The sequence below is a fragment of the Sulfurospirillum sp. hDNRA2 genome, from assembly GCF_024206095.2.
In the GTDB taxonomy this organism is placed as follows: domain Bacteria; phylum Campylobacterota; class Campylobacteria; order Campylobacterales; family Sulfurospirillaceae; genus Sulfurospirillum.
Genome location: NZ_CP159800.1, coordinates 1,677,203 through 1,699,622 on the forward strand (window position 1 = coordinate 1,677,203; position 22,420 = coordinate 1,699,622).

At 46.0% G+C, this 22,420-nt stretch carries 21 protein-coding genes and 1 riboswitch; of the genes, 6 read left to right on the forward strand and 15 right to left on the reverse strand.

Annotated elements, in window-relative coordinates; genetic code table 11:
• Positions 1 to 9: 9 nt before the first annotated feature.
• Together metE and NL930_RS08470 are read left to right on the forward strand one after the other, a co-directional pair.
• Positions 10 to 2,205 (forward strand): 5-methyltetrahydropteroyltriglutamate--homocysteine S-methyltransferase, encoded by a 2,196-nt coding sequence (gene metE, locus NL930_RS08465; RefSeq protein WP_254376359.1) that lies wholly within the window; start codon positions 10 to 12, stop codon positions 2,203 to 2,205.
• A 155-nt stretch (positions 2,206 to 2,360) separates the two neighbouring features.
• A riboswitch (guanidine-I (ykkC/yxkD leader) is annotated at positions 2,361 to 2,455 on the forward strand.
• 45 nt (positions 2,456 to 2,500) lie between these two features.
• Entirely contained in the window at positions 2,501 to 2,998 is a 498-nt protein-coding gene (locus NL930_RS08470; protein ID WP_254376360.1) for a pyridoxamine 5'-phosphate oxidase family protein, read from the forward strand.
• A 16-nt stretch (positions 2,999 to 3,014) separates the two neighbouring features.
• On the opposite strand, the gene NL930_RS08475 is transcribed toward NL930_RS08470, so the two are convergent.
• Both NL930_RS08475 and NL930_RS08480 read right to left on the reverse strand, forming a co-directional pair.
• Complete coding sequence (locus tag NL930_RS08475) at positions 3,015 to 3,626, reverse strand: 3'-5' exonuclease (RefSeq protein WP_254376361.1); 612 nt, start codon at positions 3,624 to 3,626, stop codon at positions 3,015 to 3,017.
• A 1-nt stretch (position 3,627) separates the two neighbouring features.
• A complete protein-coding gene (locus NL930_RS08480) occupies positions 3,628 to 5,439 on the reverse strand; it encodes a DUF294 nucleotidyltransferase-like domain-containing protein (RefSeq protein WP_254376362.1) in 1,812 nt (603 codons plus the stop codon).
• Between the two features lie 163 nt (positions 5,440 to 5,602).
• On the opposite strand from NL930_RS08480, the gene NL930_RS08485 reads away from it, so the two are divergent.
• Complete coding sequence (locus NL930_RS08485) at positions 5,603 to 5,863, forward strand: hypothetical protein (protein ID WP_039674969.1); 261 nt, start codon at positions 5,603 to 5,605, stop codon at positions 5,861 to 5,863.
• Between the two features lie 25 nt (positions 5,864 to 5,888).
• On the opposite strand, the gene NL930_RS08490 is transcribed toward NL930_RS08485, so the two are convergent.
• From NL930_RS08490 to cstA, 3 genes are read right to left on the reverse strand one after another with little or no spacing between them, the layout of a single operon-like run.
• Positions 5,889 to 6,896 carry a GTP-binding protein gene (locus NL930_RS08490; protein WP_254376363.1) on the reverse strand — a complete coding sequence of 336 codons (1,008 nt, stop codon included), beginning with the start codon at positions 6,894 to 6,896 and terminating at the stop codon, positions 5,889 to 5,891.
• 11 nt (positions 6,897 to 6,907) lie between these two features.
• On the reverse strand, positions 6,908 to 7,108 hold the full coding sequence (locus NL930_RS08495) for a YbdD/YjiX family protein (protein ID WP_254376364.1): 201 nt from the start codon (positions 7,106 to 7,108) through the stop codon (positions 6,908 to 6,910).
• Positions 7,109 to 7,166: 58 nt separating this feature from the next.
• A complete protein-coding gene (gene cstA, locus NL930_RS08500; protein WP_254376365.1) occupies positions 7,167 to 9,290 on the reverse strand; it encodes a pyruvate/proton symporter CstA in 2,124 nt (707 codons plus the stop codon).
• 295 nt (positions 9,291 to 9,585) lie between these two features.
• Between cstA and NL930_RS08505 the strand changes: the two genes are divergently transcribed.
• Positions 9,586 to 10,257 carry a response regulator gene (locus tag NL930_RS08505; protein ID WP_254376366.1) on the forward strand — a complete coding sequence of 224 codons (672 nt, stop codon included), beginning with the start codon at positions 9,586 to 9,588 and terminating at the stop codon, positions 10,255 to 10,257.
• Here NL930_RS08505 and NL930_RS08510 read toward each other — a convergent pair.
• Positions 10,246 to 11,784: a transporter substrate-binding domain-containing protein gene (locus tag NL930_RS08510; protein ID WP_254376367.1), complete on the reverse strand. Its 1,539-nt coding sequence runs from the start codon at positions 11,782 to 11,784 to the stop codon at positions 10,246 to 10,248. The genes NL930_RS08505 and NL930_RS08510 overlap by 12 nt on opposite strands.
• Positions 11,785 to 11,792: 8 nt before the next feature.
• Positions 11,793 to 12,437, reverse strand: a complete 645-nt coding sequence (locus tag NL930_RS08515) for a GDSL-type esterase/lipase family protein (protein ID WP_254376368.1) — start codon at positions 12,435 to 12,437, stop codon at positions 11,793 to 11,795.
• A gap of 81 nt (positions 12,438 to 12,518) precedes the next feature.
• Here NL930_RS08515 and NL930_RS08520 point away from each other — a divergent pair, with 81 nt between their 5' ends.
• Entirely contained in the window at positions 12,519 to 13,424 is a 906-nt protein-coding gene (locus tag NL930_RS08520) for a DMT family transporter (RefSeq protein WP_254376369.1), read from the forward strand.
• Between the two features lie 146 nt (positions 13,425 to 13,570).
• Here the strand turns inward: NL930_RS08520 and NL930_RS08525 are convergent, their stop codons facing one another.
• The 5 genes from NL930_RS08525 to NL930_RS08545 all read right to left on the reverse strand — a co-directional run bounded on the left by NL930_RS08525 (position 13,571) and on the right by NL930_RS08545 (position 18,078).
• Positions 13,571 to 14,161, reverse strand: a complete 591-nt coding sequence (locus NL930_RS08525; RefSeq protein WP_254376370.1) for an LUD domain-containing protein — start codon at positions 14,159 to 14,161, stop codon at positions 13,571 to 13,573.
• On the reverse strand, positions 14,158 to 15,525 hold the full coding sequence (locus NL930_RS08530; protein WP_254376371.1) for a lactate utilization protein B: 1,368 nt from the start codon (positions 15,523 to 15,525) through the stop codon (positions 14,158 to 14,160). The genes NL930_RS08525 and NL930_RS08530 overlap by 4 nt, the downstream gene beginning before the upstream one ends.
• Positions 15,522 to 16,265 (reverse strand): (Fe-S)-binding protein, encoded by a 744-nt coding sequence (locus NL930_RS08535; RefSeq protein ID WP_039674988.1) that lies wholly within the window; start codon positions 16,263 to 16,265, stop codon positions 15,522 to 15,524. Before NL930_RS08535 ends, NL930_RS08530 begins: the two co-directional genes overlap by 4 nt.
• 153 nt (positions 16,266 to 16,418) lie before the next feature.
• Positions 16,419 to 17,045: a LysE family translocator gene (locus NL930_RS08540; protein WP_039674990.1), complete on the reverse strand. Its 627-nt coding sequence runs from the start codon at positions 17,043 to 17,045 to the stop codon at positions 16,419 to 16,421.
• 40 nt (positions 17,046 to 17,085) lie between these two features.
• On the reverse strand, positions 17,086 to 18,078 hold the full coding sequence (locus NL930_RS08545; RefSeq protein ID WP_254376372.1) for a hypothetical protein: 993 nt from the start codon (positions 18,076 to 18,078) through the stop codon (positions 17,086 to 17,088).
• An 82-nt stretch (positions 18,079 to 18,160) separates the two neighbouring features.
• Between NL930_RS08545 and NL930_RS08550 the strand changes: the two genes are divergently transcribed.
• The gene (locus NL930_RS08550; protein WP_254376373.1) at positions 18,161 to 18,802 is read left to right on the forward strand and encodes a hemolysin III family protein; all 642 of its coding nucleotides are present in this window, start codon (positions 18,161 to 18,163) and stop codon (positions 18,800 to 18,802) included.
• Positions 18,803 to 18,821: 19 nt separating this feature from the next.
• Here NL930_RS08550 and NL930_RS08555 read toward each other — a convergent pair whose 3' ends face one another.
• The 3 genes from NL930_RS08555 to NL930_RS08565 all read right to left on the reverse strand — a co-directional run bounded on the left by NL930_RS08555 (position 18,822) and on the right by NL930_RS08565 (position 22,412).
• A complete protein-coding gene (locus tag NL930_RS08555) occupies positions 18,822 to 19,808 on the reverse strand; it encodes an acyltransferase family protein (RefSeq protein ID WP_254376374.1) in 987 nt (328 codons plus the stop codon).
• Positions 19,809 to 19,817: 9 nt separating this feature from the next.
• The gene (gene thiE, locus NL930_RS08560; protein WP_254376375.1) at positions 19,818 to 20,438 is read right to left on the reverse strand and encodes a thiamine phosphate synthase; all 621 of its coding nucleotides are present in this window, start codon (positions 20,436 to 20,438) and stop codon (positions 19,818 to 19,820) included.
• A gap of 93 nt (positions 20,439 to 20,531) precedes the next feature.
• Positions 20,532 to 22,412: a methyl-accepting chemotaxis protein gene (locus NL930_RS08565; protein ID WP_254376376.1), complete on the reverse strand. Its 1,881-nt coding sequence runs from the start codon at positions 22,410 to 22,412 to the stop codon at positions 20,532 to 20,534.
• Positions 22,413 to 22,420 lie beyond the last annotated feature (8 nt).

Genomic DNA, 22,420 nt, shown 5'->3' on the forward strand with positions numbered 1-22,420 from the left:
AATACATCCATGTCACAAACGTACGTTACGGGTTTTCCTCGCATCGGAGAAAACCGAGAACTCAAATTTGCCCTAGAGGCATTTTGGGCACGCAAAATACCCTTTAGCGAAGTGAAAACACTCGCAAAATCCCTTCGCGCCAAACACTGGCGTGTGCAAAAAAATTGTGCGATCGACTTTATCGCATGCAACGATTTTAGCTATTACGACCTCATGCTTGACACGAGCGTTCTTTTGGGTGCAATCCCCAAACGCTTTTTAGACATCGAAGATCCGATCCAGCGTTATTTTGCTATGGCACGCGGCGACGCGACGCATCAAGCGATGGAGATGACCAAATGGTTTAACACCAATTACCATTACATCGTTCCCGAACTCGAAACGAAGACGCGATTTAAACTCGATACGCGTAAAATCGAAGAAGAATATGCCGAAGCGAAAGCCTTAGGATTATCGCCTAAGATCAATCTGATCGGACCGATCACGTTTCTAGCCCTCTCCCGTATGCAAGACGCTACCGACGCTTTTGGTTTATTTGACGCGCTTTTAGAGGCGTATGAAGAGCTCTTTTCCTTCTTAAGCACGCTTGATGCGACGCTTCTGATCCAATGCGATGAACCGATTTTCGTCAAAACCTTAGAGCCTCGTTATCTTAGTCTACTCAAACGGGCATACGATCGCTTAGGTAAGGTCTCCCCGTCGCTCAAAATCAGCGTCGTGACCTACTTCGATCATGCCAAAGAAGCGGTTGACGTCTTGGTCACAACGCCGATTTGGGCGATCGGTCTGGATTTTGTTTACGGCAAAGAAAACCTTGAAGTGCTTTCACATTTCGGCGACAAATATCTTATTGCAGGGCTTATCGACGGGCGCAACGTTTGGAAAAACGACCTGAATGCTTCGCTTGAGCTCTTAAAACGCATCAGCCAATACCTTCCCAAAGAGCAGATCATCCTCTCCACCTCCTGCTCACTTTTACATGTACCCTATTCGCTTCAAAGCGAAACGAAACTGCCGCTTGAAGTCAAAGAAAAACTTAGCTTTGCCATCGAAAAACTCACGGAATTAGAGTCGTTACGCGCGCATTTCGACGTCGGCGTTTTCGTCAAAAACGATACCCCAGACGCTCAAACGCCTCAAACCACCCAACGCCCTTTCTTCCCGAAACGCTCCGCGTACGCGCAACGCCGTATCGTACAAGAGAAGCAATTAGGTCTCCCTCTTTTGCCCACGACGACGATCGGCTCGTTTCCGCAAACCCAAGAGATTCGATCTTTGCGTGCTTCCTTCAAGAAAGGAGAACTCTCTCAAGAAGCCTATGAAAGCGAACTTCAAAAAGCCATTGAGGCGTGCGTGCGACTTCAAGAAGAGCTAGGACTCGACGTTTTGGTACACGGCGAGTTTGAACGCAACGATATGGTCGAATACTTCGGCGAATTGTTAGAGGGTTTTGCCTTTAGTACACACGGTTGGGTGCAAAGTTACGGTAGCCGTTGCGTTAAACCTCCTTTGCTTTACGGAAACGTTAAACGAAAAGCGCCGATGACGCTTTCATGGATCACGTATGCGCAAAGCCTAAGCGATAAACCGCTCAAAGGTATGCTCACGGGTCCCGTGACGATTCTCAACTGGTCGTTCGTGCGTAACGACATCCCCAAAAGCGACGTCGCCTACGAAGTCGCACGTGCAATTAGCGATGAGATCGACGATCTACAACGAAGCGATATTCGCATCATTCAAGTCGACGAAGCGGCGTTTAAAGAGGGCTATCCGCTGCGTTCAGAGAAGATCAAAGCGTATGAAGATTGGGCGGTCGAGAGTTTTAAAGCGAGCGTTTCCAGCGCATGGGATCAAACGCAAATCCATACGCATATGTGTTACAGCGACTTTAACGACATCATTCACACCATCGAGCGTCTCGATGCGGACGTCATTACCATCGAAACGGCACGCAGCGGCAATACGCTTCTCAAAGTCTTTCAAAACGTAGGCTATAGGGCACAAATCGGACCGGGCGTGTACGACATCCACTCGCCTCGCGTTCCAAGCGTTGAAGAGATCACAACGCAAATCAAAGCGGTACTCGAAGTTTTCCCCAAAGAACAACTCTGGATCAACCCCGATTGCGGGCTCAAAACCAGAGGCTGGGAAGAGACCAAAGCCGCGCTTAAAAACATGGTCGAAGCGGTCAAAGCGTTTCGATAAAGATCAACCGCAAGGGGAATTTTCTCCTTGCGATGGTTTTACATGTAAAGCTATTTCCAATGTGACTTTTATTTAATACAAATCCTAAATATTTTGGTTATAATTTTTTCCATAGAAAACATGTTCTTGAGGTTAAAACCTCATTGCTACCATACTAAAATGATGGCTAGGGTTCCGGCAGTAATGCGTCTGGTCCAAGAGCTATCGCCTCTTGAGTAGAGGTTCACGGAGGGATAAAAGCCCGGGAGGTTTTAACCTCTTGGCGTGTTTATCTTATTTACTCAGGAGTCCTCTTATGTTTCGATCCATGCGTCGTACAAAACAAATTTTATCTTCTAGCGAATGTGTTGCCATTTTAGAACGTGGTACATCGGGTGTTTTAGCCGTATTGGGTGATGATGGTTATCCTTACACGATACCGCTTAATTATACGTATAGTGAACATAAACTCTTTTTTCACAGTGCTAAAACAGGGCATAAAATAGATGCCATTTTGGCTAACCAAAAGGTCTCATTTTGCGTGATTGACCAAGACCTGATTGTTCCAGAAGAGTACACAAGTTATTTTCGTAGTGTCATTGCTTTTGGTAAAGCACGCATTTTGAACACTGCTCCTGAAATACGCACCGCTTTGGAACTCTTAACGATGAAATATTCCTCTTCTCAAACGGAAGAACACCGTAATCATGCGATAGAAAAAGATTTCAAAGCAGTTTGTATCGTTGAAGTTTCGATTGAAGTTCTAAGCGGAAAAGAAGCGATAGAACTCGTAAGAATGAAAAATCGTCATTAAAGATGGTATTTCTTCCTTACACCCTCTCAATATTCCGAAGCTTTATATACATCATCGCCGTCATCACCGCATCATTGAGTGCGTCGTGTTTTCCGAAGATGGGGAGTCCTAGATCGTTCATCATCACGTCAAACCGTAGGTCGATGACGCCATCGGGAATGAGCTTGATCTTTTTGTCGTGGTAGAGTCCAGAAACTTCGGTTTGGGGGTTAGGTAAGGTGATACCTAGCCACGGTTTAATGTATTTGTGGATCATCTTCATATCAAATTCGAGGTAATACCCCACCAGCGGGCGAGCGCCGATAAAGTGTAGAAACTGCTCTATCGCCACGGTGGGGTCACACCCGTTTTGGAGGTCAATGTTGCGAATTTGGTGAATCTTGATGCTCGTCTCGTTAATCTCACGGCTGGGTTTGACGAAAAGCTCAAACTTTTGCGATGTTAAAATTTTATTCTCTTTGACGATGACCGCACCGATGGAGAGAATCTCGTCTTTTTTAGGGTTAAGCCCCGTCGTTTCGGTATCGAAGACCACGACTTCGTCCAAAGGGGGCGCGTCGAACAAAAACCGATACCGCTCGTCTTTGAGCTTTTGAGCGTTACGATAACGCAGCCATTTTTCCCACATGTTAACTCACCAACGACAATTTAAAATGGTGCGTCAAAAACTTTTTAAAGGTATTGACGATCTTGAAACTGTCTTTTAAAAGTTCGAGTTCGAGTTGATTGAGCTTTTCAATGCGAATCAAATTGTCAGAAGGCGCATCATCGCCTCGCTCCAAACGCTCTTTCAAACGCAAGCTTAAAAAAGTATCCAAAGCTTCGATGAGGGTTGAGGCAAAATTGGCGTCGAAAACCTCTTCTTTGGCAAGTTTTTTAATGCGCGTCACGGTATCGGTCGCTTCGATTTTGTACTCCAACGCCAAACTGCGAACCCCGTGAACGATCGGGAAAATACCTCCTTTTTTGACGTCGATGCGGTTGTCTTCGGCAATTAGATGCGCGAAGATACCGATAGGCGTTTCAAACGCTACCGCCGGCTTGGCAAAATTGGCTAAAAGCGGGCTTTGTCCTTCAACGCCTTCATAGAGTTTGCGTTTCACGTGCGCCAGCAAACGACGCTCACCCGCAACGGCGATACTGTCGACGAAAATCGCCATATTCATGACGTCTTCCATATTCGGCGCGTCAAGCCACCGCACGATCTCTTTTTCGTATTCGCCTAAAGATTTACGCCAATACGGATTGGAAACCATGATATTTCCCTCGCATTTAGGAAATCCAAAATCGATCAAAACTTCGTTAAACCGCTGCATGTAAGGCACAAATGCTTCCGCATCCTCTTTTTCGGCAATGATGAGTGCGTTGTCTTGATCGGTTTTGAGCATCTGCTCTTTTCGACCTTCGCTTCCCATCACGATCAAACACGCCTTCTGCGCCAAAGCTTCCGGAACGATCATATGGTAGAGCTTTTCGTAGATTTTTTCATGAATTTCCGAAATCAATTTGGCGATATAATCGACTTTCGTACCTTTAGCGTGAAGTTTTTTGACAATACTCGTCACGTCCAAACTCGCTTGTTTCAGCTCTTCAAAAGTTGTCGCCTTGCGGATTTGTACCGCAACCAAATAGCTGTGATTGGCAAAATAGCTCAGTAAATCCAACTGCTCCAAAATCCCGACGATCTCGCCGTTTTTAGTCACGACGAGCCGTTTAATCGAATGTTTGGTAAACATTAAAAGCGCGTTAAAGAGATAATCGTCCGCCTCAATCGTAATCATCGGAAAAAGCGCAATCGGTCCGATGCTTGCTTCTTTGTCATACCCTTCAAAAAGCACGTGCCGTCTGATGACGCTATCGGTCACGATGCCGTACCCTTGCGTACTTCGCACGACGATGCAACTGCTTTTTTTGGCTTCCATTTGGCGTAAAGCATTCATAATCGCGCACTCCGTTTCGACGACGGTGGGTTCGTGTAGGTAGCTATCGTGCACGCGCGCCATCATAAAACCGGAGAGCTCGGTCGTATACTCTTTTTGCTTAGCGGATTGTATTTTGTTGGCAAGACCTTGAATGTAATAGGCTTTAAACGCGGCGTTGCTGTCCAAAAGCGCTAAAAAATCCTCTTTTTTCAGCTCGTAGCAAATCAGCTCTTCCAAAACCTTAAAATGACTCTCGCTTTTGCCGTAGATCAAGGCGTCCGCATCGAACGAGCTGGACTTGCCGTAAACTTTGACCAGCTCCTCTTCTTGGTATTCGCCGACTTCGCCTTTGATAACGACGTATAAAAATTCGGCATTGAGCGAGGGCGAGAGCAAAAGCGTCTCTTTTTTGTAGTAAGCGATGTTCACCGAAGCGATGACGCTGGACATCTCTTTTTTGCTTAAAAGCCCAAACGGATAGATCGAGCGTAAAAACGCTTCCAAATCGTACATACTCATCTTCACGCCTTTACATGTCAAAATCGTTCGTTCGTCGTCTTAAATCCATTTTGCACTAAGATGATTGTAACGTGAAGAGAAGCAAAAGGCTCTTACATGTAGGCTCTTTTTAGATGCTTCTTAGCGAAATGTGGCATAATTGCACACAAAAAAAGGAACACGCGTGCACCCTGTTTTAGAAAAATTTTTAGCCGGTATTAGGGCATTGCATCAACTCGACCCTAAAAACCTGCCTCAAGAAGTCGTTGCTATTTTGGTAAAAATGAGTCCCGAAGAGCTGTTTAAAACCTGTACGCAGTTTGCCGTCTTATGGCACAATATTCCGACCAAAGACTCCGCGTTGAGCCTCTCGGGAGAAGAGATGCAAACTTTAGCGGAGCAGTACCTTCAAGCGCTGATCGCACGCGTGAAGGAAAGTCGCTAAACGCTTACGAGATTTCGGCGCTACGCTACGCGCCGCACGCTTGAAATTTTTCCGCTAAACGGTCATAAGGAATTTTACGCCCGATAACGACCAAAAGCGAAGTCGCCTCTTCCTCGCCCCATTCCGAGCCGTAGTCAAAACCGACGACTTTGTGTACGCCTTGGACGATTAAACGCTTGGGTTCGTCTTGAATCGCCAAAACGCCTTTATACCGTAACATGTCATTGCCCCATTCTTCGATCAAAGCTTCCATAAACGCACCGATACGCGTCAAGTCGAGCTTCTCGGCACGAAACACGTACGACTCGATGTCGTCGTTAAACGAGCGTGTCGGTTTGGAGGCGCTAAACGATTTGAAACGAATGTTTTGAGCGTCTTTGACTTCGTAAACGCCTTGGTTGATTTTAAGCGCATCGCTTAACTCAAACGCGCCGATACCGATCCAAACCTCTTTAGGTAAAACGCCTCGGTAAGCCTCGAAAATCTCCGCTTTTGAATTGATAGACGCCAAACGTTCCAAAACGCTCTGTTTTTGAGCCTCGTCGACACAATCGGCTTTGGTTAAGATAATGCGATCGGCAAAACCGATTTGCGAAGCACATACGCGATGTTCGTCAAGCTGTTTGAGACAATGAATCGCATCGACAAGCGTAATGACCGCATCCAAACGAATACGTTCACGAATCGTCTCGTCTACGAAAAATGTCTGAATAATCGGTGCAGGGTCCGCCAAGCCCGTCGTTTCTAAGATTAAACGATCGGCTTGAAAGAGTCCTTGATCCATTTTATCCAATATCCCTTTTAACGCTTCGGTCAATTCGCCGCGAATCGAACAACAGACGCATCCGTTGCTTAGTTCCACGACCTCGACGTCGGGACTGCTTTTTAACAACGCTCCGTCGACGCCTACCGCACCGAACTCGTTTTCGATAATGGCAATACGCTCGTTTTTGGATTGCTCCAATAAGTAATTAATCAGCGTGGTTTTACCCGAACCTAAAAATCCCGTTAAAATCGTCACGTCTAAAAGCATCTATTCTCTCCTTAGCAACAACGCGTTGTACCGTTTTTGCCGCCGTAGCGCGCTTCGACGCGTTCTTTGTAAAATTCTTCATAGGTCATAGGTGTTTGCTCGGGATGCGTTACGCGCATATGCTGAACGTACGTATCGTAATCGGGCACGCCGACCATCAGACGCGCGGCTTGTCCGAGATATTTTCCGGCTTTTGCAAGATTTTCAAACATCGGTTCTCCTTAAAAAAAGCCTCAAGAAGGCAAAAGCCCTCTTGAGTTATGCGCTTGCTTAATGCACTGCGCCGCGTAAAATATCTTCCGCGTTGGCAGGCAAAGGTGCATAAGGAACTTCAACCGCCGTATCTTTATCGGATTTAAGTGCCTTAAGGCATGCTTGAACCGTAAAGAAAATCATCACGACGACGACGATCATAAAAAATACGATCAAAAATCCGTCGATTTGATTGTTAAAGATAACGCGTTCAACCGCTTCTTGCGATTTGAAAACCGCATTGGGTTTAAAATTACCGCTTGCAAGCAAAGACGAGAGTTGGTTCGCTTTTGCGAAAAAACCGATCGCAGGATCGCTACTAAACGCTTTGTACCAACCCGCACTCATCGTACAAATGACAAGCCATGTGGAAGGAACGATGGTAACCCATGCGTACATTTGCTCTTTCTTTTTGAAAAGAACAACCGTACATAACATCAAGGCAATTCCCGCCAACATTTGATTGGTAATACCGAAAAGCGGCCACAAGGTATTGATACCGCCCAAAGGATCGACGACGCCCACGTAAAGGAAATAACCCCATGCCATAACTACAAGAGCCGTCGCCAAAAGATTGGCAAACAACGAATCGGTACGTTTAAGCGTCGGATTGATCAAGCCTAAAAGATCTTGCAACATAAAACGAGCCGCACGCGTACCCGCATCGACGGACGTTAAAATGAAAAGCGCTTCAAATAAAATCGCAAAGTGATACCAAAACGACATCGAGCCTAAACCGCCGAGCGCTCCGTGAATGATTTGAGCCATACCCACCGCCAAAGTCGGTGCGCCGCCCGCACGCGATACGATGCTTTTTTCACCTACGTCTGCCGCGATGTTCGTTAGAACGTCGGGAGTGACGACAAAGCCCCAATTGCTAACCGTAGCACTTGCCGCCGCCGCAACATCGGCTAAACCGCTTGGATTGAGTGCCGCCAAAGGAGAGTTCATCGCAAAGTAAACGCCCGGATCGATAATCGAAGCAGAGATCAACGCCATCATACCGACGAAAGATTCCATTAACATACCGCCGTAACCGATCAAACGCGCCTCTTTCTCGTTCGCCAACATTTTAGGCGTCGTACCCGAAGAGATCAATGCGTGAAAACCCGATACCGCGCCGCACGCAATCGTGATAAACAAGAACGGAAATAAACTACCCGTCCAAACCGGACCGTGATCGCCAAAAGCGTACTTAGTCATTGCCGGCATTTTCATATCGGGCATCAATAAAACGATACCGATCGCAAGACCGACGATTGCTCCGATTTTTAAGAAAGTGGAAAGGTAATCGCGAGGTGCCAAAAGCAACCATACGGGAAGAACTGCCGCGATAAAACCGTAAGCGATCAACGACCATGTCAACGCAACGCCGCTAAGATCGAAATAAGGTGCCCAAGTCGGGCTTGCCGCAACTTGTCCGCCGAGCATAATACCCGCGATCAATCCCACGAAACCCACGAGCGAAATTTCCAAAATACGACCGGGGCGAATAAAACGTAGGTAAATACCCATAAAGATCGCTAAAGGAATCGTAAAGGCAACTGTAAACGTACCCCAAGGACTGTGCGTTAAAGCTTTAACGACGACCATCGCCAATACGGCCAAGATTATGATCATAATCATAAAGCACGCAATCAAAGCGATAATGCCCGGAACCGTTCCCATCTCCATTTTAATGAGTTCGCCCAAAGAACGCGCATCGCGTCTTGTCGATACGAAAAGTACGATATAGTCTTGAACCGCCCCAGCTAAAATAACGCCGGCTAAAAGCCAAAGCATTCCGGGTAAATACCCTAATTGCGCCGCTAAAACCGGACCGACCAAAGGACCTGCACCCGCGATTGCCGCGAAATGGTGTCCGAACAAAATCACTTTATTGGTCGGAACGTAGTCCAATCCGTCGTTATGACGAAAAGCGGGTGTCATGCGCGTGCCGTCGGCTTTTAAGACTTTATCGGCAATGTAAAGGCTGTAATAGCGATAGCCGATCAAATAAACACACACGGCGGCGGTTAATATCCACATGGCATTAATCGTCTCGCCGCGATTAAGCGCGATATAGCCTAACGCAATAGCACCGAGTATCGCAACGAAAAACCAAGCAATCTTTCCGGTCGCGCCGGAACTGCTAGCTGTCATAATGTACCTCCCTTAGGTAAGTTTGTGTAGCGTTTGGTAATCTTTAAGTAAAGCCGTCGATTTTTTTGATACGTTTCGCAACAAAAAAATCTTTTTTAGCATCATGCACTTTACTTTCCTGCTCATTGTAGTACGTAAGCATCTCATTAATCTCATCGTATGTAAAAAATTTTGTGATTTATGCGTGATTTCTATGATAAAATGACGCCAAATCCCCTCGTCATTTTCGCTAGCGTCATCAGGAAGTTATTACCAATGCAACGCTATAATTCACGTAAAAAAAAGGACGAAATGCGTGGAGCTTTTAAAAACAAAAAACGTTTTATTTGTCGAAGACAACGATGATTTCGCACAAAATTTTATGACGCTTTTAGCCCTTTTCGTTCAAACGATTTACCACTGTAAAGACCTTCAAAGCGCACGCGAAACTTTTGCATCGCAAAGGGTCGATTTGATCATTTGCGACATCAAACTCAACAACGAAAACGGGTTAAATTTTATCGAGGAAGTGAGAAAAATCGAAACAACTATTCCGATCATCGTCTTAAGCGGCAACAAAAACGAAGAGTTTTTATTTCGTGCGATTCCGCTCAACCTCACCGCCTATCTTTTAAAACCGATTACCTACAAAGACTTCGTCGCCTCTTTGGAAAAGTGCGCCGGAGCTTTTTTCAAAAACGAAACGATCGTGCTTAAAAACGGCGACGTATTTGACCGACAAAATCAAACCCTTCACCCTAAAAGCGGGGAACTGATCGAGCTGAGCAAAAAAGAGACGCTTTTTCTTTCTCTTCTCATCGAAAACGCACACCAAATCGTAACCAAAGATATGCTACTAGCTTCGGTTTGGGATTATGAAGAGGTGAGCGAGGGGGCGATTGCCAATTTCATCATGCGACTACGCAAAAAAATCGGCAAACAGTTTATCCATACCGTCGCCGAAAGCGGCTACCGTTTAGGTATTTGAAAGTACGATTTGAATGCAAACGCCATCTTGAGTATTCTGAAAGAGAAGTTTTTGGCGGTACTTTTCTAAAATACGCCTGCACATCGGAAGCCCGACGCCTTTGTTCAGTTCTTTGTCATCGATACGTCCTCGCGCGTTATCGCAAATGCGCACTTCTTCGTCTAAAATCATCACGCGAATTCGCCTATCGTCCACGTTGGAGCGTTTAAACGCATGAATCGCATTGTTTAAGATATTGAGCCAAATTTGCATGTATTCGTTTTTGATGCCGTAAAGCACTTTCGTCTCGTCGCCTTGAATGTTCACCGTAATGTTGCCCTCAAGCAAATGCGTTTCGATTAAAGAAAGTGTTTGTTCGATCGATTCGTACACGTTAAAGTGTTGTAGCAGCGTCGAGGGTTTGTAAAACTCTAAAAAATTCTGCATCGTTTGCGACATAAAATCGAGCGTTTGCTCAACCTTTTTGAGTTGGGTATACAAAAACTCTTTTTGAATCTCTTTGTCGTGTTCTATCAAACCGATCAACATTAAATTGACGCCGCTAAGGCTTGAAAGCGGCTCTCGCCATTGATGCGAAATATTGCCGATCATCTCTCCGAGTTCCGCTTTTTTCGATTGTTGCATCATCAATTTTTGGTTTTCGACGTTTTGCGCAATCGCTTTTTTAACCTCTTTACGTAACATGTAGTTCCATAACAAAATCATACTCACGATCAACCCGATCGTTCCGAAAAAGTACCACACTTCTTTACGCAGGGGTTGTTGAACGATGGAAGGAATATAACGATTGACGATCGTCTCTTTTTCACGTAACGAAACGCTTTGAATACCCTTATTAAGAATATCGCGCAAGATCGTATTGTTCCCCGTGATGCCGATACGAAAAATCGTATCGATGCCCTCGACGTGCCCTCCGATTTTGAGATTGAAAAATCCTTGTTGCTTAATCTGATACGCCACCAGCGCAAAGGGCTTGATCGTCATATCGACTTGTTTATTGGCGACCAACACCAAAGCGTCGCTCTCACTGGCGACCGTAAAAAGCGTTACATGTGGAAATTCTTTTTCGATTTTCGCAAATAGCGGCGACCCTCTGGGCAGTGCTAGAGTACCGCTCGGAATGGATTTAAGATCGCCGATAAAACTGTGCGTATCGGTCGTAATCAAGACGTTTTTATCGACTAAAATCGGATCGCTAAACAGTAGCCACGTATCAAGTTCGGGTGTTTGGCTGATCAAACTGACGATGTCGCATTGAGCGTCTTTGGCCTTTTCGAGGCTATCTTCCCACGTATACGTTTGTATGATTTTAACGTTCAGTCCTACGCGTCCGGCGACCAGACTCAAAAGATCGGCTCCGATACCCTCGTGGTTTCCTTCCGGAGTTAAAACCTCAAACGGCATTAAAGAAGGATTGGTGCATACTTTAATATCGCGGTGCGATAAGATATAGCGTTGCTCCTCGTCGCTGAGCGTAATATGCGCATTGCCGGCATAGAGTATTGAGGCAAGGCATAAAAGCCACATGTAAGCTTTCATGGGCGCAAGGAAGGGATGTAATGCTCGCTCAATAAAAAAGCGATTTTCTCCGCCATCAGCGCATAGCCTTGGGCATTGGGATGAACTGCATCGCCGCGAAGCGTTTCGTTTTCCTGAATCGCCTTTAAACTTTCGTCTTCGATCACCAATGAACGTTCTTTTGCAATGTCGTAATAAAACGAAGGGACGCTAAAGCGCAAAATATCCAACGTAGCAACACCGACCAAAAGCACGTAAATACCCCTATCTTGCGCCAACTTTACCATCGCACTTATGTTGGCTTTGGTTTGGCGCACGTCGCTTTGACGCAAGAGGTCGTTTCCACCGTGGCACAAGACCAAAATATCGGGTTGCGTGCGATCCAAAACGCTAGAGAGTCGCGCCAAGCCTTGCGCGCTCATTTCGCCCGAGACGCCTTCGTTCACGACATCCACATGTAAAAGCTCGGCAAGTACGGCAGGGTAACTTTGCTCAGGCAAAACGCCGTATCCTTGGGTTAGACTATCTCCAAAAGCAACTATTTTCGTATTGAGCGGCAACGAGAGGCTCATCGTATTTCGATCGTGGGAAGAACGGTATACCTCAATGCCGACGATCAGAGCTAAAATGATGATGAAATTGCGTAAGGTAAAGAGTTCCATAGGTTTATTGTAACGTGTTGTCGCTTGTTTTAGCAACTCTTAGCTAGAATAGCTCTCATTTTTTTTGAAAGTACCATAATTATGAAACACAACTCTATTGATTTGATCGGTATTGGTTTTCTACTCATCGCCATGCTCACGTGGGCGAGCTCGTTTATCGCGCTTAAAGCCGTGCTGGGCGTTATGGGACCGATGAGTGCGATGTTTGGTCGTATGGCGATTGCTAGCCTCTGTTTTGTCTACTTTATCAAGCAGTTTCGCACGTACGAATTTACCAAACGCGACATCAAATACATCTTACTATTGACCTTTTTTGAACCCTGCCTCTACTTCATCTTTGAAGCCAAAGCCTTGCAACTCACCACCGCGTCCCAAGCGGGTATGATCACCTCCATGATGCCGTTGATGACCGCAATCGCGGCGAGTTTCGTGCTCAAAGAGTACCTCAGTAAACGTGTTGTTATCGGCTCTGCTCTGGCGGTTATTGGTGCGGTTTGGCTGAGTCTTAGTGCTCAAAGCAGTGAGCACGCGACCAACCCACTCTTAGGTAACTTTTTAGAATTTTGTGCAATGGTCTGTGGAACATGGTACGCCATCTCGGTGCGCTACTTAAGCCAACGCTTCTCTGCCCTCTTTTTGACCGCGGTTCAAGCCTTTGTCGGCACAATTTTCTTCTTTCCCTTAGCCATCTGGGAGTCGTGGGGCGTGCCACTTACTATTTCAGCAGAAGCAGTGGGTTGGTTGTGTTACTTGGGCATTGTCGTAACCCTTGGAGGGTATGGCATGTTCAACCTCGCTCTAGGTCGCATCGAAGCATCACGCGCTTCAGTCTTTGTCAATCTCATCCCCGTCTTCACCGTTCTTTTGGCATACGGCTTCTTAGGCGAAGTGCTCTCTCAAACGGAAATGATGGCAAGCTTTGTGATTTTTGGAGGCATCATCGTCTCTCAACTCCCACGTTTTCGCGCAAAAGAGAAACTGCTTTAGACTTTACATGTAAAAAGGTTAGGAAGAGATTTCTTACAAAATCAATTTTGCAAGAAGAAAAGCACCCAAGGTGCGCGGGCTTCCTGCCGAAGGAAACCCAGTGTTAACGTAGCTCTGGGAGGCTTTGCTCCCAGAGCGTGTTAAGATTAAATGAAGACCACACACGCCTCAGTGGCGCCATGGGCTCCGATGACCAACGACTGTTCGATGTCGGCTGTTTTAGACGGTCCGCTGATGAAGATACCAAAGAGATCTTTGTCGTCAAAACCAACCCTCATATAAGCTTCGTGCATCGTATGTACGACCTCGCCTTTGGGCACGACGATCATCAACTTTTGAGCGATAAAGTAAAGTGCTCGGTGTCTTGCATCAGCTTCTTTAACCCACACCGCACCGTTTTCGGCGACGGCAAATTCACCTTTTATGATCGCAAGATCAACGTCTTTAAGTGTATGCGGATCATCCGTTGCACCCAGCTCTTTCGTGCCTACATGTAAACCCTCTACCGTCGAGACGATGACCGTCGCTTCGGCATAATGCTCTTTGATGTAATCCTCAACCGCACTCAAAGAGTCCAGATGAACGGCATTGCCGCCCACTCCCGCGAGCGTTGTGGCAAACTTCGCATCCAAATCCTCATAGGTCGTATGAAGAATATTGACCTCAGGCAGAGCACTGTCACTGTTATGCGGTTTTGCCTCTTTGATTGCATTTAAAATGGCTTCGCGTGAACTCATTTGATACCCTTTTTTGCTTTGTAAAGTTCTTTAAAACTGTTTTTAGGAAATGGTGGTAGCTCTCTATTTTTGCCCCACAGATTGAATTTTGAATACAGAAGTACACGCGGCAAAATGGGCACCATTTTTCGTGCCATAAAGCCTGCAAAGTCCATCAGTTTCGGACGGCACATCAACCAGGTTGCCATTTTAAGAGCATTGTGTTTGATAGGGCTTAAGTAACCCGCATCGACCACATCTTGACGTTTTAAGTAGAGCTGATCAGCCAAATCCACTTTGACGGGGCAGACGTTGGAGCAGGAGAAACAGAGTGAGCAAGCAAACGGTAAGCTGTAATATTTTTTAAGATCGCGACTCGGAGCCAACGTTGAACCGATGGGTCCAGGGATGACGTAACCGTAACTGTACCCACCGCTTCTTCGGTAAATCGGACACGTATTTAAACACGCTCCACAACGAATGCATTGAAGCGATTTGATGTAGCGTTTATCAGAAAGAATTTTGCTTCTTCCGTTATCGACGATGACGATGTGCATCTGACCGCCCTCAACTGCACCGTGATAATGCGACGTATACGTTGTCACCGGCTGCCCCGTTGCACTTCTGGCCAAAAGGCGTGTAAAGATGCTCAGGTCTTTCAACCGTGGGATGATCTTTTCAATGCCCATACACGCGATGTGAAGCTTGGGTAAACTCGCACCCAAGTCGGCATTGCCCTCATTCGTACAAACCACGATGCCACCCGTTTCAGCGATGGCAAAATTGACACCGGTCATCGCCGCGTCCGCTCCCACAAATTTCTCACGCAAATGCGCGCGTGCGGCACGTGTTAAATAGGTCGGGTCAGCATTGCCTTTTTGGGTGCTCAAAAACTTCTCAAAGGTTGTTCCCACGTCTTCTTTTTTGAGGTGAATCGCTGGAAGAACGATGTGAGAAGGTGGCTCTTTACGAAGTTGGACGATGCGCTCGCCTAAGTCGGTGTCCACCACTTCAATGCCGTGCTCTTCCAAGTAAGGATTGAGATGACACTCTTCGGTGAGCATGGATTTGCTTTTGACGATCATCTTCGCACCATTAGAGCGTAAGATGTCTAAAACGATCTCATTGTGCTCTTTCGCATCTTTCGCCCAATGCACACGAATACCACGAGCTAAAGCGTTTTTCTCAAACTGCTCAAGGTATTCATCAAGATGTGAGAGCGTGTGGGATTTGATCTTATCGGCGGTGTTGCGAAGCTCTTCCCATTCGTCTAAACTTTTGGATTGGTTATCGCGTTTAACACGAACAAACCAGAGTGCTTTGTCGTGCCATTTCATACGCTCAACATTTGCGGCAAATTTTTCGGCAAGTTCTGGGTGGCTCATTGGACGTCTCCTGCTAAAATTTGAGCGATATAGATCGTTTTAAGCGGCATTTTTTCACGATCGATCAAGCCTTGCATATGCATCAAACACGACATATCCACACCGGTGATGTACTCACTGCCAGCGTCTAGATGGTCTTGCAAACGTGCGCGTCCCATCGCCGTACTCATCGCTTCTTCGGAGACCGCAAACGTTCCTCCAAAGCCACAACATTCATCTTTGCGGGTGAGTTCAGAGTAGCTAATGCCCTCTACTTTGTCGAGTAAGTTTTTGATCTTGGAGAATTCGGGTACATTCTTCTCACTCATACTCGCCATGCCAAGTTCTCTGTGAGCATGACAGCTGTTGTGGATGCCCACTTTGTGAGAAAATGTAGCATTCATAGAGGTAGGTTTAATGACATCGTGTAAAAACTCGATAAGTTCATAAGTGTGTGAACGCATACGCTCAAAACCCTCGCGTCCTTCTAAAAACTGGGCGTAATTATGACGCACCATGCTTACGCAACTGCCGCTGGGAGCGACGATGTAGTCGTAGTCTTTAAAGATACTCAAAAAGCGCTCTGCTAGAACAGCGGTCTCTTTCGCACAGCCTGTGTTGGCTTGTGCTTGTCCGCAACAGGTTTGGTTTAATGGATATTCCACATCCAACCCCAAGTTCTCTAGCACCTTCAGCGTTGCCATCGAAGCTTCAGGGTATAACTCATTCATAAAACAGGGGATAAAAAGACCTATTTTCATCGTTTGCTCCAAAGTCGTTTTGGGATTATCCTAACACCGAAGACAAACAAACGTATGATATTTCTTACGAGCCTAAAAGATTTTGTAAAAAGATTTCAATAAGTAACACTCCCGAAACGAGTGCTAGGATAACGGCGATAAGTTTAACGCGGCTCATCGCGACGTGAACGCTAATTTAAAGGCGAGTGCGGCAAAAATCGTTCCGGCAACGCGATTGAGTATTTTCTCCCCGTTTTTGGTCTGAGCAAACCATTGACCGACGCGACCTGCGAGTAAAGAGACGAAAAAGAAGACGACAAAAGCACTGAGCATAAACAAAGCACCGAGCATAAAGATTTGTCCCGTGACGTTTCCCGCTTCCGGACGCGTAAATTGGGGTAAAAAGGCTAAGAAAAAAATGGAAACTTTAGGGTTGGTAATGTTCATAAAAATGCCGCGTTTGTAGAGCGAAACTAAACGTATAGGCGTTTTGTCGGTTTCCAGTTTGCTTTTGCTTGCATCTTTGAACGCCATAAACGCCAAATAAAGCAAATACGCCGCACCGATCATTTTTAAAAGCGTAAAAGCAAGTAAAGAGGTCTGAAAGATCACCGCAACGCCCAAAGCAACCGCCGTCGTATGAAAAATCAGACCGCTACAAAGCCCTAACGCGATGGCAATGCCGCTGCGACTGCCTTGACTCATCGACTGTGTTAAAACAAATAAAATATCAGGTCCCGGCGCAAGGGCTAAAAGCGTCGAAGCCGTGATAAACATTGCGATCGTTTGAAGATCAAGCATGAGCTTTTCCTTTACATGTAAGATACGAAATTGTACCGACTCACGCCTTAGATAAACCGCCTAATTGCGCAATTTGCATCGAAATTTTGAGCATCTGCACCATAATGTCGCTTTTTTCGACCGGATCATGAGCTTTGGCAAGTTTTTTTTCAAGCATTTTGAGTCGATTTTTTAAAGCGGAAAGAAGACCTTTATTGAGATCGGAAGAGGAAGAGGACTCTTGTGCCTTTTGTAAAATCATACTTGAGCCGACGGGCGTTTTTGCTTCTTGTTCGTCGGATGCTTGCGTTTGAGTATTTTTGATCGCAAAATCTACATGTGACATCCAACCTGCCGTACCGTTTTCAAACAAAACAACGCCGCTTTTTTGTAACAACGCATCGGTCGTTGCACCGTTTTTGTACCGAAACGGCGCATCCGTACTTTCAAGCAATAATGCACCGACTTGTGCTTGATTTAAGGAGATAAGATTGTCTTGTACGGCACTTTTCTGCCAAATTTTTAATTTGGAAAAGATAGTATCGTTTTCATCGATCCAACCGTTTGCGTCTTCGTCATGCGCGGATAAGTCGGCAAAACCGTCGCCGCTTTTCGTACCAAAAAGTTCACTTCCTTCGTCAATGATGCCGTTTTCGTTTTTATCCCATGCCACAAAGCCGTTATTGCGACCCAAAAGAGCAATTTCTTCTTGATTCCCGTCGCCGTTAAGATCAAATAAAAACGTTTTCGATAAATCGATACGGGCAAGCCCGCCTTCCAGATTGATAACCAAAGGATCGACGAGTGCACCCAACGATTGTACCGTGAAAGCTTCGTAACGATCTTTACGCGATAACGTACTGTGTAATGCAATATCGAGAACCGCCCCCGTTTGCGTTTTGATACTTCCCGTCGCCTGAAGCGTTAAGTTTTCCGATTCGCTGTTTTGCGTCAATGTTTGCACGTGCGTATCGTCGATATGCCTTACGACCGTACTGCTTTGCAACTCTTCGTGATAACTTTGTACGTTGAGCGACGATGATGTAACACGCATAGCTTTTTGCCCCCAAATAGCTTTTGAGAACTAAATCGACCGAATCGAGGTATAATTAAAGCATACAGATAAGGAGTTTACGATGCAACCGACACGAAGCTACTCTCAAAAAGAAGAGATATGGCACAGTATTAGCCACGGGGTAGGACTTTTGTTAAGCGTCAGCGCATTAACGCTTTTATGCGTTTTTGCCGCTCAAAGCGGTGAGGGTGCCAAAATTGCCAGTGCGATCGTCTTCGGTATCGCGTTAATCGTCATGTACGGCGCTTCGACGCTCTATCATGCCGTGCCTTTTCCCACACTCAAAGCTATTTTACGACAATTCGATCATTGCGCTATTTACGTTTTGATTGCCGGAACGTATACGCCCGTATGTCTTTTGGGCATTCAAGGCTCGTGGGGATGGACGCTTTTTGGCATTTCATGGGGCATTGCGCTTTTCGGTACGGCACTGAAAATTCTCTTTCCGGGCCGTTTTCATCTTTTGGCGATTATCCTTTATGCGCTGATGGGATGGATGGTCGTCGTCGCGATCAAACCGCTGATGGAGAATCTCTCGACGCTTCCTTTGGTTTTACTGCTAGTCGGAGGAATTATTTACACGCTCGGCATCGGTTTTTACATACAAAAGCAACGCTTCTTTAGCCACGCCATTTGGCATTTTTTTGTCTTAGGCGGATCGATTTTTCATTTTTTCGCCGTCTTGTCGCTCATTCGAGAATAACCCTTAAAAAAGGGCTATTCTAAAGCAACTTATCAAATCCTATCCACTTTTTCAGCGTCTCGATTCCTACCGAAAGGATCAAACAAATTCCCAAAAGCACCGCAAAAATAATGACGGGATAGTGAAAAGCATAAATGAAATCGGGAAAATAGTAGTAATAAATAAACGTGTGAAATAAAAAGATATTGAACGAATGCACGCCGATAAATTCGAACGCTTTTTTTGCCCAAGCAGAGACAGCTATCCATTCCGTCGTCCATAAGATCAGTAAAATCGCAAAAAACGTATCGGCTCTGACGCTATCGAAAAGATAGCCGTTTTGGCGATACCACGCGACAAATACCGTTAAAACGGCTAATAAAACGAACCGTTTTTTCCCCAATCGATCCAACCGTGCGATTATCTTCAAAAACCCGTCGGTTTGAGAAAGGTAAACGCCCGTCGCAAACGGAAAAATCCAATCGTTTACCAATGGAATCGGCACAAAGAGCAAAAGGGCGCATAGGGCTAAAAACCATAGATGAAATTTTTGCGTCAAAAAATAGACGAGAGGAAAGAGAGCGTATAAAACGATAATAAGGCTCATAAACCACCACGTCGCGTTGTACCCGTAACCGACCCACGTAAACATGTGAAGCCCGAGCATTTGCAGCAACAAACCTTGCATGTAAGCATGTCCGTAAACGCCCTCTAAGGTTCTGCCCATAAACCAAACACCGATCGGAACGAATAAAAGTGCGATCAACCAATAGTTCATATAGAGCTTCAACACCCTACGCTTGTAAAACGACGCGAGTTCTAGCCCCTTTTTCTTGACCGACTCTGCCAGCCCAAAACCGCTTAAAACCACGTAAATACCGACACATACTTTGGCCAATAAGGCGGTTTGATAAACAACCCATCCCTCTTCGGGATGTTCGTAAAAAAGATGATGCCACAAAATCAGCATCAACGCCATACCTTTACTCGCATTGGTAATCGAAACGTCAAATTTGCCCAAGACCATTCTTTCTCCTTACGGTAATAAACGTGCGATATTTTCCTCTATCGTATCGTTTTTATACACGGCACTGATCACCGAATACATCGCGATGTCATAGGAACGTAAAAGGGGAATCGTGTCGGGAGTGATACCGCCGATAGCGCAAATCGGTACGTTAATGACCTTTTTGGCTTCACCGAGCACGGTATGCGGAACAACGATAGAGTTTGGCTTCGTCAGAGAGGGAAAAAACGAACCGAACGCGACGTAATCTGCTCCCAGCGAAGCGTAATGAAGCGCTCGTGCAATATCGCCGTAACACGATATGCCGATGATTTTATCGTTTCCCAAAAGTGCCCTTGCTTCTTCGTAACTCACGTCGTCTTGCCCGACATGTAAGCCGTCCGCGTTGATGCGATGCGCCAATTCCAAACGATCGTCTATGATGAAAACCGCTTCGTAAAGATCGCACAGAGCTTGAAGGCGACGGCATGTTTTTTCCGCCGCTTCGTCGCTTGCGTATTTGTCGCGGTATTGAATCACTTTGACGCCGCATTTTAACACGCGCTCCATTTGCTCTAAAATCGTCTCTTCTGGAGTCAACGTAGCGTCCGTTAAGACGTAAAGTCCGTTTAAAAGGGATTTATCGATCATGCAAACCTCTTGCGTTTTTAAAAGAGATTGTACAGATAAAACCTTAAATTGCCCAAGCTTTGCGACACGGCTCGGGCAAAAGCGTTCAAAACGTTACGAGCGAAACTTGCTAAGCTCGTTATTGAGATTTTCGGTCATCGCATGCAAATGATCGCTTGCTTGCGAAACATTATCGATGCTAGCGACGTTTTCTTTTGAAATCGCATTGATCTTTTCAATTTCGTCGACGATGTTCTTGATCTTGTCGGATGTACCGATAAAATCGTTCACCGTATCGCGGCTTTGTGCGATCGTCGAATGAATAATTTCCGAGACGTTATTCATCCCCTTTTGCAGATTTTCCGTCACGACGGCGAGGGCTTGTACTTCATGCACGTTTTGCGCAATGTCGGTGTTCGCATCCATGATGGATTGTACCACGACGTTGATCGTCGCATCGATTTCGACCAAGCTTTTTTGCGTGCGTTCTGCTAGTTTTCGCACCTCATCGGCAACGACGGCAAACCCTCTTCCGTGTTCTCCCGCCCGAGCGGCTTCAATCGCAGCATTGAGCGCCAAAAGGTTGGTCTGGTCGGCAATATCGCGGATAATATTGAGCACCTCTTTGACCTCGTTGGCGTTGTGGCTAACCGTGTTAAGTCTTTCGGCAAGGTTTTGTTCCTTGCTTGCCGTCGTTCGCATCGTATCTTCGAGTTGTTCGACTTGCTCTTTGACTTCGACGATATCGTGCTGCGTACGACTCAATGCCTCTTGCGAATCTTGCGCTTTGGCGACGGAATTTTCAAGGCTTTTGACCAGAGCAATGCCCTCTTTTTTCGTATTTTCCGTTATTTTGGATTCGGTCTCGACGTTGCGGACGACTTCCAACGCCGTACGTGAAAGCTCTTCCGAAATCGAAGCGTTTTCATTGCTGATTGCTTTGGACTTTTTGACGATGTCGTGCAACTTTTCGATAAAAGCGTTAATATTACGCGATACGACCGCAAATTCGTCGTTAGAATCGACATGTAAGCGATGGCGCAAGTCGCCTTGGGAAGTTGAGAGTTCCTCCACGACCGCATTGAGCCGATCGACGGGGCGAAGCAAAATACGAATCAGCACGATCATTGTTGCGACGCTCAACGCCAACATCACAAGCCCGAGCAATGCCAGCTCTTTGACTTGCGTGTCTAAAAAAGCGTAAGCGACGTGTTTATCGAAACTAATCGCAGGCAACCATCCCGTCTCTTTGGACGTTTTGAACGCAAAGATTTTTGGGGAACCTTTATCGTCGTATTCGACCAATCCTTCGCTTTTGGTACGAACCGCCTCGGCAATAGAAGGTTCTACACTTTTCAGCTCTTTTCCAAGCATAGTGGAATTTGGATGCGCGATAAAAATACCTTTAGTATCCGTTAGCATCCCGAAACCGCCGTTGAAATTAATGTTGGCGATCGCTTGGGTAAGCGCATCGAGCGAAATGTCTAAAATAACCGCGCCGACGAAGGTCTTATCTTTAAAAATCGGTGCCATTACCGAAACGACCAATTTTTGGGTCGTCGCATCGATATACGCATCCGTTACGCCCGATTTTCCCGAAGCTTTGACGCTCTTGTACCACTCGCGAACCCTCGGATCGTATCCCTCGGGCAATTTGGCTCCGCTTCCCGTCATCGCGCTTCCGTCTTCAAGCCCTACCGTCGTATCAAATCCCCCTAAAGTCTTCGTCGTCTCTTGTAAGATCGTGCGGATTTGTAAGGTATCCATGATCTCGACGTCCGTCAAATAGCGTGCCGTACTCTCCATGGTGCTTTTTTTACCCGACGCCCAACTGTCAATGAAATCCGTCAGCGATCGAGACGCCATGCTTAAACTGCTTTCAATTTGTATGACGCTGTTTTTTTTCGTATCCAAATAGCTAATCAGGCTAAACAGACTCAAACTTAGAAACATTAAAACGGCAATACCGAGAATTATTTTGATCTTAAACGACATATAATTTC